The sequence below is a fragment of the Microbacterium sp. NPDC089320 genome (assembly GCF_040684875.1).
GTDB lineage: Bacteria > Actinomycetota > Actinomycetes > Actinomycetales > Microbacteriaceae > Microbacterium.
Genome location: NZ_JBFBGY010000002.1, coordinates 1 through 15,900 on the forward strand (window position 1 = coordinate 1; position 15,900 = coordinate 15,900).

13 protein-coding genes and 1 tRNA gene are annotated in these 15,900 nt (G+C 69.1%); 9 read left to right on the top strand and 5 right to left on the bottom strand.

What is annotated here, in order from left to right; all coding sequences use genetic code 11:
- Positions 1-393 precede the first annotated feature (393 nt).
- Positions 394-1,509 carry an AI-2E family transporter gene (locus tag AB0N61_RS04440; protein WP_363363143.1) on the bottom strand — a complete coding sequence of 372 codons (1,116 nt, stop codon included), beginning with the start codon at positions 1,507-1,509 and terminating at the stop codon, positions 394-396.
- Between the two features lie 227 nt (positions 1,510-1,736).
- Positions 1,737-1,809, bottom strand: a tRNA-Ala gene (locus AB0N61_RS04445).
- 107 nt (positions 1,810-1,916) lie between these two features.
- Here AB0N61_RS04445 and AB0N61_RS04450 point away from each other — a divergent pair.
- From AB0N61_RS04450 to AB0N61_RS04465, 4 genes are read left to right on the top strand one after another with little or no spacing between them, the layout of a single operon-like run.
- Positions 1,917-2,357 (top strand): GNAT family N-acetyltransferase, encoded by a 441-nt coding sequence (locus AB0N61_RS04450; protein WP_363362059.1) that lies wholly within the window; start codon positions 1,917-1,919, stop codon positions 2,355-2,357.
- 42 nt (positions 2,358-2,399) lie between these two features.
- Entirely contained in the window at positions 2,400-3,464 is a 1,065-nt protein-coding gene (locus tag AB0N61_RS04455) for an NAD(P)-binding domain-containing protein (protein WP_363362062.1), read from the top strand.
- 57 nt (positions 3,465-3,521) lie between these two features.
- Positions 3,522-4,178 carry an SDR family oxidoreductase gene (locus AB0N61_RS04460; RefSeq protein ID WP_363362063.1) on the top strand — a complete coding sequence of 219 codons (657 nt, stop codon included), beginning with the start codon at positions 3,522-3,524 and terminating at the stop codon, positions 4,176-4,178.
- Positions 4,179-4,182: 4 nt separating this feature from the next.
- Positions 4,183-5,370: a glycoside hydrolase family 3 N-terminal domain-containing protein gene (locus AB0N61_RS04465; RefSeq protein WP_363362065.1), complete on the top strand. Its 1,188-nt coding sequence runs from the start codon at positions 4,183-4,185 to the stop codon at positions 5,368-5,370.
- A gap of 4 nt (positions 5,371-5,374) precedes the next feature.
- Here AB0N61_RS04465 and AB0N61_RS04470 read toward each other — a convergent pair whose 3' ends face one another.
- The 3 genes from AB0N61_RS04470 to AB0N61_RS04480 are packed head-to-tail and all read right to left on the bottom strand — an operon-like array spanning position 5,375 to position 7,953.
- On the bottom strand, positions 5,375-6,244 hold the full coding sequence (locus AB0N61_RS04470) for a 3-methyladenine DNA glycosylase (protein WP_363363145.1): 870 nt from the start codon (positions 6,242-6,244) through the stop codon (positions 5,375-5,377).
- Between the two features lie 7 nt (positions 6,245-6,251).
- Positions 6,252-7,277 carry a phosphatase domain-containing protein gene (locus AB0N61_RS04475; protein ID WP_363362066.1) on the bottom strand — a complete coding sequence of 342 codons (1,026 nt, stop codon included), beginning with the start codon at positions 7,275-7,277 and terminating at the stop codon, positions 6,252-6,254.
- A gap of 4 nt (positions 7,278-7,281) precedes the next feature.
- Positions 7,282-7,953 carry a DedA family protein gene (locus AB0N61_RS04480; RefSeq protein WP_167942708.1) on the bottom strand — a complete coding sequence of 224 codons (672 nt, stop codon included), beginning with the start codon at positions 7,951-7,953 and terminating at the stop codon, positions 7,282-7,284.
- 41 nt (positions 7,954-7,994) lie between these two features.
- Here AB0N61_RS04480 and AB0N61_RS04485 point away from each other — a divergent pair, with 41 nt between their 5' ends.
- The 5 genes from AB0N61_RS04485 (at position 7,995) to AB0N61_RS04505 (ending at position 15,868) form a co-directional block, all read left to right on the top strand.
- Positions 7,995-9,320, top strand: coding sequence for an anthranilate synthase component I family protein (locus AB0N61_RS04485; protein ID WP_363362068.1), 1,326 nt, complete (start codon positions 7,995-7,997; stop codon positions 9,318-9,320).
- Positions 9,321-9,353: 33 nt separating this feature from the next.
- On the top strand, positions 9,354-11,930 hold the full coding sequence (leuS, locus tag AB0N61_RS04490) for a leucine--tRNA ligase (RefSeq protein WP_363363147.1): 2,577 nt from the start codon (positions 9,354-9,356) through the stop codon (positions 11,928-11,930).
- A 117-nt stretch (positions 11,931-12,047) separates the two neighbouring features.
- The gene (locus AB0N61_RS04495) at positions 12,048-12,647 is read left to right on the top strand and encodes a helix-hairpin-helix domain-containing protein (RefSeq protein ID WP_363362070.1); all 600 of its coding nucleotides are present in this window, start codon (positions 12,048-12,050) and stop codon (positions 12,645-12,647) included.
- A 153-nt stretch (positions 12,648-12,800) separates the two neighbouring features.
- On the top strand, positions 12,801-13,292 hold the full coding sequence (locus AB0N61_RS04500; RefSeq protein ID WP_363362072.1) for a DUF1269 domain-containing protein: 492 nt from the start codon (positions 12,801-12,803) through the stop codon (positions 13,290-13,292).
- 284 nt (positions 13,293-13,576) lie between these two features.
- The gene (locus tag AB0N61_RS04505; RefSeq protein ID WP_363362074.1) at positions 13,577-15,868 is read left to right on the top strand and encodes a ComEC/Rec2 family competence protein; all 2,292 of its coding nucleotides are present in this window, start codon (positions 13,577-13,579) and stop codon (positions 15,866-15,868) included.
- The last annotated feature ends 32 nt before the right edge of the window (positions 15,869-15,900 follow it).

The window sequence follows — 15,900 nt, forward strand, 5'->3', positions numbered from 1 at the left end:
CCCCAACCCACCCACCCCCCCCCCCCCCACACCGCGGGGGCGGGCCCGGCGGGGGGGGGGGCCCGCGGGGGCGGGGGGTGGGGGGGGGCGCACCCCGGCCCCCCCCCCCCGCGGCTGCTCCGCCGCCAGACGGTCGGCAGCGGCGCCGTCGACCTCGTCGGCATCCGCATCGGTGTCGAGCACCGGCTCGCCATCGACGTCGCGGTGTGGCACGCCGTCGATCTCTCCGTCGTCGTCCGGGCGGGGGACCAGCGGGGGTATCCGGTTGTTCGTCATCGTCGACTCCTCTCGTGACATGTGCCCGCCACGATATGTCGCACGCGCACCGAGCTGGAGTGGGTTGACGGCCGGCACCCAGAGGGGTATCCCCCCGAGCGACGGCGCCGAGTGGACTCAGACCGTCTCGGGGCGCTTCTTGCGGAACGGCTTCGCGGGGGTGTGCGGGCCGTCCCACACCGTGATGATTCCCCAGGCGACGGCGGCGATCGGCACCGAAAGTACCGCGCCGACGATGCCACCGAGAATCGTTCCTGTCGTCAGAGCGAGCAGGATCACAAGAGCGTGCAGCTTGAGGGAACGCGCCATCACCACGGGCTGCAGGAAGTTGCCCTCGAGCTGGTTCACGAGGACGACGATGCCGACGACGATCAGGGCAGCCACCGGCCCATGAGTGACGAGCGCCACGAGGGCCGCGAGGATGCCGGCCGCGGTGGCGCCGACCAGCGGGATGAATGCGGTCAGGAAGACGATCACCGCCAGCGGGAGCGCGAGCGGGATCTGCAGGATCGCCAGGCCGATCCCGATTCCGAGAGCATCGGCGGCGGCGACGATCGATGTTCCGCGCACGTACCCTCCGAAGACGTCGACGGTCTTGTCGCCGATCCGGCGGGCACGCTCGTAGCTCGTTCCGGTGAAGGGGCGGAGCAGGAACTCCCAGATGCGCGGTCCGTCTTTGAGGAAGAAGAACAGCACCACGATCATCAGCGCCAGGCCGGTGAAGAAGCTCGCCGTCGCAGACACGCCGGCGAGCGCTCCGCGTCCGAACGAGGCGCTCGTCAGGAAGTCGCCGAGTCCTGCCCACACCTCGTCGAGGTTGATGGATGCGATGTTGAAAGGGAGGGTGTCGAGCCAGGCTGTCACCTGCGTGACGCCGTCAGTGGCGGATTCGACCAGGTCGTCCCATTGCGATCGGACGGTCAGCACGATCACCCATACGATGGCGCCGAGGATCGCGAGGATGCCGATCAGGGCGATCCAGGTGGCGAGGATCGACGGCACGCCGCGACGGCGCATGAACGCGACGAGCGGGTGGATGGCCGAGGCGAGGATCAGCGCGATCGTGACGGGGATGAACACGAGCGAGAGCTGTGTGATCACCAGCACGCCGATCGCGACCACGGCGAGCACGGCGAGGATCTGCAGGCTGCGCGTCGCGACGAGGCCGAATCCCCGGGACCACAGGCGCGTCTCCGGGTGCGGAGTCGACGTGTCTGCGAGGGGCGATGACAGAGCATCCGGTCGTCGGAACAGTCCCAGCACGTGCGTCCTCCACCTCATCGAAGACCGCCCCGGTGACGAAGACGGCCTGGCCTTTCTATCCGCCGCAGCGGGCGATGGCAAGTCCCTGGCGCGGGGCGTGGCGACGCGATATCCGCGGCCGATGCATCAGCCCGCGTCGATGCCTGCTGCAGAAAGCACGAAGGCCCCGCGATCTCTCGCGGGGCCTTCTCCGAATGTGGACCTGAGGGGACTCGAACCCCTGACCCCCTGCATGCCATGCAGGTGCGCTACCAGCTGCGCCACAGGCCCAGAACTGCTTCCTCACTGCTCGAAGCAACTTGAACAGAGTACTACACGGATCGCGCGCAACACCAATCGGCGCCGGGCTCCCGGGCGCGTCGCACTAGGCTGACGGCATGACGACGATCACCGCCATCGCAGATGTCGACTTCGACGAGTGGTCCGGTCTGTGGCGCGGTTATCTGACGTTCTACGGCACCGAGCTCTCGGACGACATCACGCACGAGACGTTCCGGCGGATCGTTGAGGGGCGGGATCTGCACGGCGCGGTCGCGCGCGACGAGAACGGACGAGCGATCGGCATCGTGCACTGGCTCGCCCACCCGGCGACGTGGAGCAGATCGGCGTACTGCTACCTCGAAGACCTGTATGTCGACGGTGAGTCCCGAGGTTCCGGCGTGGGGCGACAGCTGATCGCCCACGTGCGCGACTGGGCTGCGGGGAACGGGTGCGAGAAGGTCTACTGGCTGACGCAGGAGACCAACATGACAGCCCGCGCGCTCTACGACGATGTGGCCACTCACACCGGATACACGCACTACCAGATCTCGCTCTGACCGCACCGGAACAACCACGCGGCCGAGGGCGTTGTCACCACCGTGAGCATCCTGGACAGCGTCGTGATCGGCGCCGGTCAGGCCGGTCTGTCGGCCTCCTATCATCTGACCCGTCTGGGCGTGAGCCACGTCGTGCTCGACGCCGACTCCGAGCCCGGCGGGGCGTGGCGGCACCGGTGGGATGCGCTGACGATGCGCGACGTGCACGGAGTGGCCGAGCTGCCGGGTGACTCAGCGCCACCGCGAGATGGCCGGCGTGCGAACACGACCGTGCCGGCATACTTCGCCGCGTACGAGCGTGCTCACCATCTGCCGGTCATACGTCCGGTGCGGGTCGACCGGGTGATCGACGAGGACGGCATTCTGGTGGTGCACGCGGGGGAGCACGAGTGGCGCAGTCGGACGCTCGTCAACGCGACCGGGACGTGGACGCATCCGTTCCTGCCCCATTACCCGGGGATGGAGACGTTCCTCGGCGAGCAGCTGCACACGGTCGACTATCCGGGACCGGAGCACTTCGCGGGCAAGCGCGTCCTCGTCGTGGGCGGCGGTGCGTCGGCTGTCCAGTTCCTCGGAGCGCTGGCACCGATCAGCGACACACTCTGGGTCACGCGTCGCGAGCCGGTGTGGCGCAGTGACGACTTCACCCCCGAGGCGGGTGCTGCCGCGGTCGCGCTCGTCGAGCAGCGGGTCGCGCAGGGGCTGCCGCCCGAGAGCGTGGTGAGCGTCACAGGGCTCATGCTGCGGCCGCAGGAACGCGAGGCCGAGAGGCTCGGCGCCTACGCAGCGCGTCGCCCGATGTTCTCGCGCATCGAGCCGGACGGCGTCCGCTGGGCCGACGGCACCTTCGAGCGCGTCGACGTGATCCTCTGGGCGACCGGATTCCGTCCGGCCATCGCGCACCTCGCACCGCTGCATCTGCGCAGCGCTGCCGGGGGCATCCAGCTCGACCGCAGAGGGCGGGGGACGACGGCGGTGCAGGACCCGCGGATCCAGCTCGTCGGCTACGGCCCGTCGGCGAGCACGATCGGTGCGAACCGGGCCGGGCGCTCGGCGGCGAAGGGAGTCCAGCGCGCGCTGGCCGTCGCATCCGTCCGCACTCCCTGATCCGTCGCCTCCCCGCGTTCTCGAGCCGACGTCGGTGCAGGCGCGTAGGGTGAAGACATGTCGCGAATCATCGTCTTCGGCGGCCACGGCCGCATCGCACTGCTTCTTGCTCCTCTCCTCGTCGCCCGGGGTGATGAGGTCACCTCGGTCATCCGCAATCCCGACCACGTCTCAGAGGTCGAGGCGACCGGGGCGCGAGCGCTCGTCGCCGATGTCGAGACGCTCGACACGCCCGCTCTCGCGGACATCATCCGCGGACACGATGCCGTCGTCTGGTCGGCAGGTGCCGGTGGAGGGTCTGCGGAGCGCACCTACGCCGTCGACCGCGACGCGGCGATCCGCACCATGGACGCGGCAGAGAAGGCAGGTGTCACGCGCTACGTCATGGTCTCGTGGATCGGCTCGAAGGCCGACCACGGAGTGGCCGAGGACGACGGGTTCTTCGCCTATGCGGACGCGAAGTGGGCAGCGGACGAGCACCTGCGATCCACCGACCTCGACGGCACGATCCTCGGACCGGGCACGCTCACTTTCGATGAGCCGACGGGCCGCATCCTGCTCGACCCCGAGGGCAAGGGCGAGGTCGCACGCGCCGATGTGGCGGCTGTGATCGCCGAGTCGCTCGGGAATCCCTCGACCTTCGGCCGCACCATCCGGTTCGGCAACGGCACGGCCGACACCGCGGTGCCCATCGCTGACGCTCTCACCACCTGACACCATGCGGCGACGTCGCTTCGGAGCGGTCGGGGCGGCGGCGTTCGTCGCCCTGGCGCTGGCGACCGCACCGGCCGCTGCCGCGGCGGACGTTTCGGCGCATGGCGGTGTCGCACGTGCAGGGATCTCCTCATCGGCGACGGACGGGCGCGCCGAGGCCCTCGTCTCCGAGATGGCGACGGCCGAGCAGGCCGCCAGCATCGTGATGGGGCACATCCCGACGACGGATGCTGCCGCGCTCCACACCTACATGGAGCAGGGCCTCGGCGGGTTCATCCTGATGGGAGCGAACATTCCGGCGACCGACGGCGAGCTGCGATCCCTCACGTCCGCTCTCACGGTCGATCCTGCGATTCCCCCGCTCGTCGCGATCGATCAGGAGGGCGGGCTCGTGTCGCGGCTGTCCACCGATGGGTTCCCCGCCTCGACCACGGTGAAATCACTGCCCGTCGCAGACACGTCAGCAGCATTCGCCGCCCGTGCGGCGCTGGTGGCGAAGGCGGGTATCAGCGTGAACTTCGGCACGGTCGCCGATGTCACCTCCGATTCGTCGTCGTTCATCTTCGGCAGGGCGCTCGGGACCGACCCGCAGACGGCCTCGGAGCGAGTCATCGCCGCCACCACGGCGCAGGAGCAGGTCATCGCGTCCACACTGAAGCACTTTCCCGGTCATGGTGCAGCTCCGGGCGATTCCCATCATGCGATCCCCGAAACCGCCGAGACGATCGACGAGTGGCGAGCGACCGATGCCCTTCCCTTCGCCGCCGGAATCGACGCCGGCGCCTCTCTGCTGATGTTCGGTCACCTGGCCTACACATCCGTCGATTCCGCCCCGGCCTCGCTCTCAGCACGCTGGCACGAGATCGCTCGTGATGAACTCGGTTTCGACGGCGTCATCGTGACCGACGACCTCGGGATGCTGCAGTCCTCAGGGATTCCCGAATACGCCGACCCCGTGCGCAACGCCGTGTCGGCGGTCGCCGCCGGCAGCGACCTCGTGCTCATGATCGCGGGCTCGACCCCCGAGACCGCCGGTCAGATCGTGGAGGGGCTCGCGACTGCGGTCGACTCGGGGGCGTTGCCCCGCGGTCGGCTCGTCGACGCGGCCACTCGCGTGATGTCGCTGCGGCTGCAGTCGACGTCCGCGACCACGAACTGGGCACCGTGCTCGGAGTGCGAGCCGGTGGACTGACCGATCAGCCAGCGAGTGAGACGGGGGTGGCCGAGCCGAGCCAGGCCTCCAGCAGCGCGCTGCGCAGGCGGCTGCCGCGGTCTGCGAACACACGCTGCTGACGCACGTACTCGGCTTTGCCTTCCGTCGTCTCGATCGGTACCGGGACGACACCCCAGCGTGCCAGGTCGTACGGAGCGGCCTGCATGTCGAGGAGTCGGATGTCCCGCGCGAGCTCGAACGCGTCGAGCAGCAGCTCACCGGGCACCAGGGGGCCGAGCTTGATCGCCCATTTGTAGAGGTCCATGCCTGCGTGCAGGCAACCGGGCTGTTCGAAGAGCGGCTGGTCGTCGCGGGTCAGCTCCGTGCGGTTGCGCGGCACGGCTGCGGGTGTGAAGAACCGGAAGGCATCGAAATGGGTGCACCGAAGGTGATGACTCTCCACCACCCGATCGGTCGCGGCCTGCCCGAGACGCAGCGGCACCGGGTGCCTGTGCTCCTCGGCTCGATAGACCATCGCCCACTCGTGCAGTCCGAAGCATCCGAACTGGCCGGGCCGTGAGGCGGTGCGGCGCAGCATCCGCTCGATGAGACCGGCGAGGTCCGCTTTCTCGCGCGCGAAGGCAGCGGCATCGGGAATCGCACCGGCGTGGGTCTCACCGGGGGAGTACCACCGCCAGGTGCGTCTGTCGGCGGCGTGCTCCAGCTCGACCCCCGCACCGGGATGCCACCGACGCAGCTGTGCGGGCTTGTAGCTGTAGTAGGTGAACAGGAAGTCCCACACCGGGTGCTTCTCGCCTCGAGCGGCCCGCTCTCGGTGCTCGGCCGTGAGGTCGTCTGCCCTCGCCTGGTGCGCTCGTTCGCGGTCGAGCCAGGCGGTCGGCGTCAGGGTCATGGTCACGTCAGCGCAGGATGCCGGCTTCACCGAGCAGGTCGCGCAGTCCTGCGCCATCCTCAGCGCTGACCCAGGGCGCGACATCGTCGGAATGCGGCTCATGGCCGGCTCGCCCACCGGCCAGCACTGCCTCGGCCGGGAGCAGCCGACGGATGGCGACGCCGGCGACGGAGTTCGGGTGCTCCTCCATGAACTCGGAGTAGATGGCCTCATCGTGCTGGCCGTCGTCGCCGATCAAGAGCCACTTCACGTGAGGGAACTCCGTGGCCAGGCGCCTCAGGTTGGTGAGCTTGTGCTCGCGGCCGCTGCGGAACCAGCGTTCGTGAGTGGGGCCCCAGTCGGTGAGGAGCATGGAACCCGCCGGGAAGAGGTGTCGTCCGAGGAAACGACGCAGCGTCGGAGCGACGTTCCAGGCTCCGGTCGAGAGGTAGATCATGGGCGCTCCGGGGTGTTCGCGGAGCACCTGATCCAGCAGCACGGCCATGCCCGGCACAGGGATTCGCGCGTGCTCGTCGACCACGAACGAATTCCAGGCGGCGATGAAGGGGCGCGGAAGAGCGGTCACCATCACGGTGTCGTCGACGTCGGAGACGACACCGAAGTGCGTCGACTCCGCCACGATGAACGCGGTCGTCTCGACGGGGTCCTGTCCCTCGACCGAGAACGTGAACGTCTGCCAGCCGGGCTCGAGATCGGCGTGCACGACCGAGTCGATCACTCCTCCTCGGTCGGCGACGACGTAGTGCACGGATTCGCCGATCTGCACGGCGACCTTCGCGAAACCCACGGGAATGCCGACGAAGCTGCGCCAGCCGCGGACGCTGGCGGGCTCGCCGTCTTTCGTGCTCCGCTGCGGTGGGACGATGAGCACGCGTCCGACCACCCGTACCCAGCCGGGGCCACCGTATCCGGGGAACGGGAGGATGGTCGCGGTGCGCCCCCGGCGGCGTGCTCGTCCCTCGCGCCACACGTGGAGGCGATGTTCGAGGCGTGCGAACCAGTGGATGCGGGGCGCCGGAGGTGACGAAGCCATTGCTTTAGTCTTTCACGTCGGTCGAGTCCTTCGCGTCGGAGATGTCCAGGTGACGCGATTCGAGGCGCGAAATCACCTTTTTGCCCACGAACACGGCGACGAGGAAGAGCGCGATGATGCCGACGAAGATGTATCCCGCGTAGTGCACCCGGTCGGAGAGCTCATCGAAACTGCCGGCCGCGAGAGACGTGATGCTCACATAGGCCGTCGCCCAGAGCAGGCACGCCGGCGCAGTCCACGCCAGGAACCGACGATACGAGTAGTGGCTCATGCCCACGGTCAACGGGACGAGGGAGTGCAGCACGGGCAGGAACCGTGAGAGGAAGATGGCGATGCCGCCCCGTCTGGCGAGGTATCGCTCGGCACGCACCCAGTTCTCCTCGCCGACTCGACGACCGACCCAGGATGCGCGGATGTGGGGGCCTATCCACCGCCCGAGCCAGAAGCCGATGCTCTCGCCGATCAGTGCACCGATGACGACGGAGACGACCATCGCCAGAGCCTGAGGGAGGCTGGTGACGCCGATCGACGCCACGAGCACGACCGTGTCGCCGGGAAAGACGAGGCCGATCAGCACACTCGTCTCCAGCATCACGGCGAGCCCTGCGACGAGCGTGCGGGTGAGCGGATCGATGGACCGCATGAAGTCGATCAGCCACGGCACCAAGTCGTCCACCCCTTGAGAATACGGGAGCGAACGCCGCCTAGGCTGAGAACGTGCCCGAACCTCTGAGCGCCCTCGTCCTGCCCGACAGGGTGGCGCCCGAAGCGCTCTTCCTCGCGCTCGAGCACTCGTGCTCCGACCTCTTCTGGCTCGACGCCGGGGCGGATGCGTCTGAAGGATGGAGCTTCATCGGAACAGGCACTCCGGGGCCGTTTCCCGCCGAGGCGCGGATCGACGGGTCGACGCCCAACGCCGGCTCGATTCCTCTGCTGCGCGGCGGGTGGGTCGGGTGGTACGACTACGAGACCGGCGCCCGGGCAGCGGGAGCTCCCGTCTCTGATGGCGCCGATGCGCTGGGCGGGGCCTGGCTGCGCGTCTCACAGCTGGCGGCGTTCGACCACGCGACGGGCACCGTCCGGGTGGCCGCAGCAGCGGCCGACCTCGATGACTGGGTCGCCTTCGTGCTCGGCGTCGCGTCCTCTGAGACATCGCTCGAGGCGCCCGCGGTCGGCACCTCCGGGTCCGCACCCGCCGAGGCGAGGCACACTCCGACGGAGTACGCAGGCCTCATCGAGCGCTGTCGTGAACTCATCAGGGCGGGGATCGCCTATCAGCTCTGCCTCACGACACGCTTCACGGTTCCGGGGGCGCACGACGACGTCACCGTGTACCGCCGCCTTCGTGCGGCCACCCCGGCACATCACGGCGGCTTCATCCGCATCGGCGGCCGCTCCCTGCTCAGTGCGAGCCCCGAGCAGTTCCTGCACGCGGAGAAGGGCGTGATCCGCACGCGCCCGATCAAGGGAACGCGACCTCGCGGCCGCGACGCCGCGCACGATGCCGCGCTCGCCGCGGAGCTCGCCGCCGACCCGAAGGAACGCGCGGAGAACGTCATGATCGTCGATCTGATGCGCAACGACCTGTCACGCGTGTGCCGTCCGGGCTCGATCCGGGTCGATGCGCTGTGGGCGGTGGAGACATACCCCGCGGTGCATCAGCTCGTCAGCGCGGTCAGCGGGACAGCCGACCCCGGCACCACCGCAGGTGCGCTGCTCGAGGCGACCTTCCCGGCCGGCAGCATGACGGGTGCGCCGAAGCTCTCGGCGATGACGCGACTGCACGAGCTCGAGGGCGGGCCTCGCGGGATCTACGCCGGATGCTTCGGATACATCGGAGATGAGGGGACGCTCGACCTCGCGATGGTCATCCGCAGCATCGTCATCGACGGTGCGGGCGCCGTGGTCGGCGCGGGCGGGGGGATCACCTGGCGGTCGGTCGCCGCCTCCGAGGTCGCCGAGGTCGCGACGAAGGCTCATGCGCCTCTCGCTGCGCTGGGAGTGGAAATGCCCGCGGCCTGGGCTTCCGATATCCTGAACTGACCCCCTTTTCCCTCCAGATTGGTCGTGCGTTCGTTGTCTGAGAACCTGTCCACCTCTCCCGTCGCCGAGGAGACCTCCTCGGCGCACGCAATCCAGGCCAAGTGGCAGAAGTACTGGGCGGAGAACGAGACGTTCCTCACCGGCGGTGACGACGACAAGCGGCCCCGCCGCTACGTGCTGGCGATGTTCCCCTACCCCTCCGGCGACCTGCACATGGGGCACGCGGAGAACTACCTGTACTCCGACATCGTGGCCCGGTTCTGGCGCCACCGCGGGCACAACGTGCTCAATCCGATCGGATGGGACTCGTTCGGTCTCCCTGCCGAGAACGCGGCCATCCGTCAGGGTGCGGATCCGCGCGAGTGGACCTATCAGAACATCGCGCAGCAGAAGCAGGCGTTCCAGAACTACGGGGTCTCCTTCGACTGGTCGCGCGTGCTGCACACGTCCGACCCCGAGTACTACCGCTGGAACCAGTGGCTGTTCCTGAAGCTGCACGAGCGCGGTCTGGCGTACCGCAAGAAGAGCGCCGTCAACTGGTGCCCGAACGACCAGACCGTGCTCGCGAACGAGCAGGTCGTCGACGGCCGCTGCGATCGCTGCGGCGCCGAGGTCGTGAAGAAGAAGCTGACCCAGTGGTACTTCAAGATCACCGACTACGCCGACCGGCTGCTCGATGATCTGAACCAGCTCGAGGGCTTCTGGCCGCACAAGGTGCTGCAGATGCAGCGCAACTGGATCGGGCGCTCGATCGGCGCGGATGTCGACTTCCGCATCGAGGGGCGCGACGAGCCCGTCACCGTGTTCTCGACGCGTCCGGACACGCTGCACGGAGCGACGTTCTTCGTCGTCGCCCCTGACTCCGACCTCGCGTCCGAGCTCGCAGCGGATGCTCCGGCCGACGTACGTGAGCGGTTCCAGAAGTATCTGGCCGATGTGCAGAAGACCACCGACGTCGACCGTCAGGCCACCGATCGCCCGAAGACCGGCGTCTTCCTCGAGCGCTACGCGATCAACCCGGTCAGCGGCGAGAAGCTGCCGGTCTGGGCGGCGGACTACGTGCTGGCCGACTACGGCCACGGCGCTGTCATGGCCGTGCCGGCGCACGACCAGCGCGACCTCGACTTCGCGCGTGCGTTCGACCTGCCGGTGAAGGTCGTGGTCGACACGACCGCGCCGGTCACGGGTGCGATGCCCGTCATCGAGGTCGACGAGGACGGCGTGCCGATCGACACCGGTGCGGCGCTCGACGAGCAGAACCCCGCGTCCACGGGCATCGCTCTGACGGGAGAGGGCCGGATGATCAACTCCGGACCGCTCAACGGACTGTCGAAGCGCAACGCGATCGCCCGTGCCATCGAGCAGCTCGAGGCCTCGGGCACCGGACGCGCCGCGAAGAACTACCGACTGCGCGACTGGCTGATCTCGCGTCAGCGCTTCTGGGGCACCCCGATCCCGATGCTGCACGCCGAGGACGGCCGGATCATCCCCGTGCCGGAGGAGCAGCTGCCGGTGAAGCTGCCCAGCGTCGAGGGACTCGACCTGAAGCCGAAGGGCTCGTCGCCTCTCGGCGCGGCCGAGAGCTGGGTGCGCACGGTGGATGCCGCCAGCGGTGATCCCGTGCTGCGCGATCCGGACACGATGGACACGTTCGTCGACAGCTCGTGGTACTTCCTGCGCTTCCTGTCGCCGAACAGCGACACGGTCGCGTTCGACCCGGCTCAGGCCGCACGCTGGTCGCCGGTCGATTCGTACATCGGCGGTGTCGAGCACGCGATCTTGCACCTGCTGTATGCGCGGTTCATCACCAAGGTGCTGTTCGACATGGGGCTGATCGACTTCACCGAGCCGTTCTCGAACCTCATCAACCAGGGCATGGTCCTGCTCGACGGCGCCAAGATGTCGAAGAGCAAGGGCAATCTGGTGCTCTTCGAGGAGGAACTCGACGCATACGGAGCCGACGCGCTGCGCGTGGGACTCGCGTTCGCCGGACCCGTCGAAGACGACAAGGACTGGGCCGACGTCTCGACGACGGGTGCGCAGAAGTTCCTGGCGCGTGCGCTGCGGATCGCGCGTGAGGTGTCGTCGCCCGTCGACGTCGTGTTCGCGGGAGGCGACGCCGCCCTGCGTCGTGCGACCCACAAGCTGCTGGCCGACGCTCCCGCGCTCGTCGAGCAGACGAAGTTCAACGTGCTCGTCGCTCGTCTGATGGAGCTGGTGAACATCACCCGCAAGACCGTCGACGGAAGCGCGGGAGCAGCGGACCCGGCTGTTCGCGAGGCCGCTGAGACGGTCGCCGTGATGCTCGATCTGATCGCCCCGCATACCGCCGAGGAGATGTGGGAGATCCTCGGACACGAGCCCTCCGTCGCACTCGTCACGTGGCGGTCCGCCGACCCGGCTCTGCTTGTCGAGGATTCGGTCACCGCTGTCGTGCAGGTGGGGGGCAAGGTCCGCGCGCAGCTCGAGGTTCCCGCTCGCATCGGCGAGGCCGAACTCGAGGCGCTCGCCCGTGCCGATGAGCGTGTCATCCGCTCGATCGGCGACCGGGAGATCGTCAAGGTCGTCGTGCGCGCCCCGAAGATCGTCAGCATCGTCGTCAAGGGCTGACGACCTGCGTCGTCATCGACGACTCATCCGCCCTGCACATCCGGCCGCCCACGGGGGTTCTCCCCGGCGGGCGGCCGGCCGCATCTGCCGCACGCCACCGCGGCCTAGCGTTGCGGCATGTCCGATTCCTCATCTGCGTCGACGCCGCCTCGACGGCTGAGACTGGGCGTGGGTGCGGCCATCGTGCTGGCTCTCGTCGTGCTCTCGGCCGCCGTCGGTCTCGGGCTCATGCGCGGGCAGCCCGCACCCGCGGAGTCCGTGACGCTGCCGACCGGCGATCAGACGGAAGTGGGGGTGTCCGGCGAGCTGTACGTGCACGTGCTCGGAGCCGTCGCACATCCCGGTCTCTATGTCCTCGACCTGGACTCGCGCCTGGTCGACGCGGTCGCCGCGGCCGGCGGGACGACGGAGACCGCCGACCTCGCAGCGATCAACCTGGCCCGGATTCTCGCCGACGGCGAGCAGATCATCGTGCCCTCGCTCGGCGCACCCGAGGAAGAGCCCGGGGCGGGCACCGCGCAGGATGATCTCGTCGACCTGAACAACGCCGACCAGGCCGCGCTCGAGGCGCTTCCGAGAATCGGCCCTGCTCTCGCGGAACGCATCATCTCGTGGCGCGAGGAGAACGGGCGGTTCCACTCCGTCGACGATCTGCTGTCGGTCCCCGGCATCGGAGAGAAGCTGCTCGCGGGCATCCGCGACGCCGTGCGGGTGTGAGGGGGCCGCGGTCACCCGTTCGGGGTGATCACGAGTGCTGAGACGCGTCGCTGTCTGGCAACGTCTGATGACGACCGGTGCGCAGGGATTGCGCGGCGAGTTCCTCCGGCCTCGGGACCCTCCCGCGGGCTCCAGACAGAAAGCAGGAATCCCATGGCTGATCTGATCGTCATCGCATACGACTCCGAGGCAGACGCCGAAGCGGCGTACAACCGCGTGCAGGAACTCCAGGGCGACCTCGTCGTGGAGCTGGCGGGCCTGGCTCTCGTCAAGGTCGACGGTGACGGCAAGACCAAGGTCGAATACCCGGGCACCACCGGAAAGATCGGCGCGGGGGTGGCAGGCGGTGCGCTGTTCGGCGCACTGATCGGGATCCTCTTCTTCGTGCCGTTCGCCGGCCTGATCTTCGGCGGTCTCTTCGGTGCGCTGTTCGCGGGCCTGGACAAGACCGGACTGGATGCGGAATTCCGCGACCGGGTGAAGTCGACGGTCACTGCGGGCAAGTCGGCGATCGTCCTGTACGCCCTGAAGATCACGGAGGACAAGTTCGCCGCCGCACTCGCCCCCTACAACGGGCACGTCGTGCAGACGTCCCTGTCGGAAGAGGACGAGAGGGAGCTCATCCACGACCTCGGCACCCACTGAGACCCCTGAGCCCGCCTGACGTCCGCCGGGCGAGCATCGGTGATGCTGCACGCCTGATCCGTCGGCACAGGGAACGGCATCGGGCAGTGCTGTCGAGAAGACGACGGATCTCACCGTCCGCGCGGCATGCGGTGTTCCTGCACGACACATCGGCATGCGCCTGTTGTCCACCCACCGCGCGCCGGGTGTCCTAGGGGGGAGGGCGCGCGTCCGTAGGTTGTCCTGATGCACCGGCTGACGACGACCAGCGACCCGAGGGATCGTGTGCCCGATGGCGCGTGGGCATGAGGCGCGATCTGCGTCTGCTGCCGATCGTCGGCGGTGTGTGGCTGATCGCTCTCGTGTGCGTGTTCGTCCCTCCGGCGGCGGGGTGGTGCGCGCTCGCAGGCGTGTTGGGGTCGGTCGCGGTGCTGGCGGTGATGCTGCGGCGCTCCTCCCGTTCGGCGTCCGTTGCCGGAGTGGTGCTGGTGATGCTCGCCGCCACCGCCGCGGTCTCGATCACGGCACTCGCGGCGGCACCGACGCGCGAGAATGCGGCGTCATGGGACGGACGTGTGGTCGAGGCGACTGGGGAGGTCACCTCCTCGGCGTCGGTCGGCCGCGACGGGCGGCTGTGGATGGAGGTGCAGCTCACGGGCATCGGGTCGCCCGGCCAGGTGCGGGCGGCAGCGGCACCGGTACGGATCGGCATCGACCCGGCTGACGGGTTCGATCTCGGAGCGACCGTGCGTGTCACGGGCGAGGCCGCGGCGACCGAACCGGGGGAGCGGTCGGCACTCGTCGTGTTCGCGAGCTCCTCGACGGTCGAGGCTCCGGCATCGGGGGTCTTCGCGGTCGCGGCCGGACTGCGCAGCGCCTTCATCGTGCGGTCGCAGCTGCTTCCCGAGCCCGGCGCCGGCCTGCTTCCCGGACTCGCGGTCGGCGACACCCGCGCGGTGTCGACCGAGTTGAGCGACGACATGCGCACGAGCGGCCTCAGCCATCTGACCGCCGTGAGCGGAGCGAACTGCGCCATCGTGGTCGGGGCCGTGTTCTGGCTGACGGCACTGTGCGGGGCCGGCCGTGGTATCCGGGTTGCCGCGGCAGCCGTCGCACTCGCGGGATTCGTCGTGCTCGTCACGCCGGAACCCAGCGTGATCAGGGCGGCCGTCATGGCCGGCGTCGCGATGCTGTCGTTGCTCCTCGGGCGGCCCAGCGCCGGGGCGGGCATGCTGGCGCTCAGCGCGAGCGGCATCCTCATCGTCGACCCGTGGCTCGCCTCCACTGCCGGGTTCGCGCTGTCCGTCGCCGCATCGGGAGCACTGATCCTGCTCTCACCGACGCTCACGCGCGGACTCGCGCGATGGATGCCGCAGTCTCTCGCCCTCGCGATCGCCGTGCCGACCGCGGCGCAGCTCGTGTGCGGACCCGTCATCGCTCTGTTCGCGGATCAGCAGTCGCTCGTGGGACTCGTGGCGAACCTCTTGGCAGCGCCCGCAGCGCCCATCGCCACTGTCATCGGCCTCCTCGCCTGCCTCGCCGCTCCGGTCACCGTGCTCGCCGATCTTCTGACGGCATCGGCGTGGTTGCCTGCCGCGTGGATCGCGCAGACCGCGGATGTCACCGCCGCGTTGCCGTTCGCTCAGATCGACATGGTCCCCGGCCTCGGGAGCGCCGCACTGGTCGGCCTCGTGAGCGCGGCGATCGGAGTGGTTCTGGCGGGTGGGTGCCGCGCCGTGCCGATCATCAGGGGCGTCGCCGTAGTCGTTCTGGCCGTGGTGCTCGCCGTGGGCGGGGCGCATCTGGTGCTCAGCGGTCCGCTGGCGAGTGCGACCGCCCCCGACGGATGGTCCGTCGCCGCGTGCGATGTCGGACAGGGAGACGCGCTGGTCGTGCGGTCGATGGGCGCGACCGCTCTGATCGACACCGGGCCCGAACCGGAGCCCCTCGCCTCGTGTCTGCGCGGCCTCGGCGTCGCGCGCGTGGATCTGCTCGTGCTCACGCATTTCGATCTGGATCATGTCGGCGGCGTCGAGGCCGTCCAGGGGAGAGTCGGCACGGTGCTGCACGGGCCGCCGGGGGAGAGCGGCGACGAGCGGATGCTGCAGCACCTCGCCGACGGCGGCGCGACGGTCGGGCTCGCGTCGGCAGGCATGAAGGGCGAACTGGGGGCCGCGTCGTGGCAGGTGCTGTGGCCGCAGCGCGGCTCTCAGGCGTTCCCACCGGGCAACGATCAGAGCGTGGTTCTGGAGGTGCACGGCGGTGGAGTCCCTCGCTCGCTGTTCCTCGGCGACCTGTCTGCAGAGGCGCAGCGGATGCTGGAGCGCACCGCGCACCTCAGGGGCAGCTACTCCGTGGTCAAGGTCGCGCACCACGGGAGCGCCGATCAGGAGTTCTCGCTGTATCAGGATCTGCACCCGAGCGTCGCCCTGTTCAGCGTGGGCGCCGACAACGACTACGGCCATCCACGGGCGGAGACTCTGGCGTCGCTCGATGCCGCGGGTGCGCGAGTGCTGCGCACCGACCTGCAGGGTCGCCTGCTCGTCGGCCTCGATGGGAACGAGCTTGAGCTGTGGACCGAGAGACAGCCGCCCTGACGTCGGGGTCGACGTCGGCGGCCCCCGGTAGT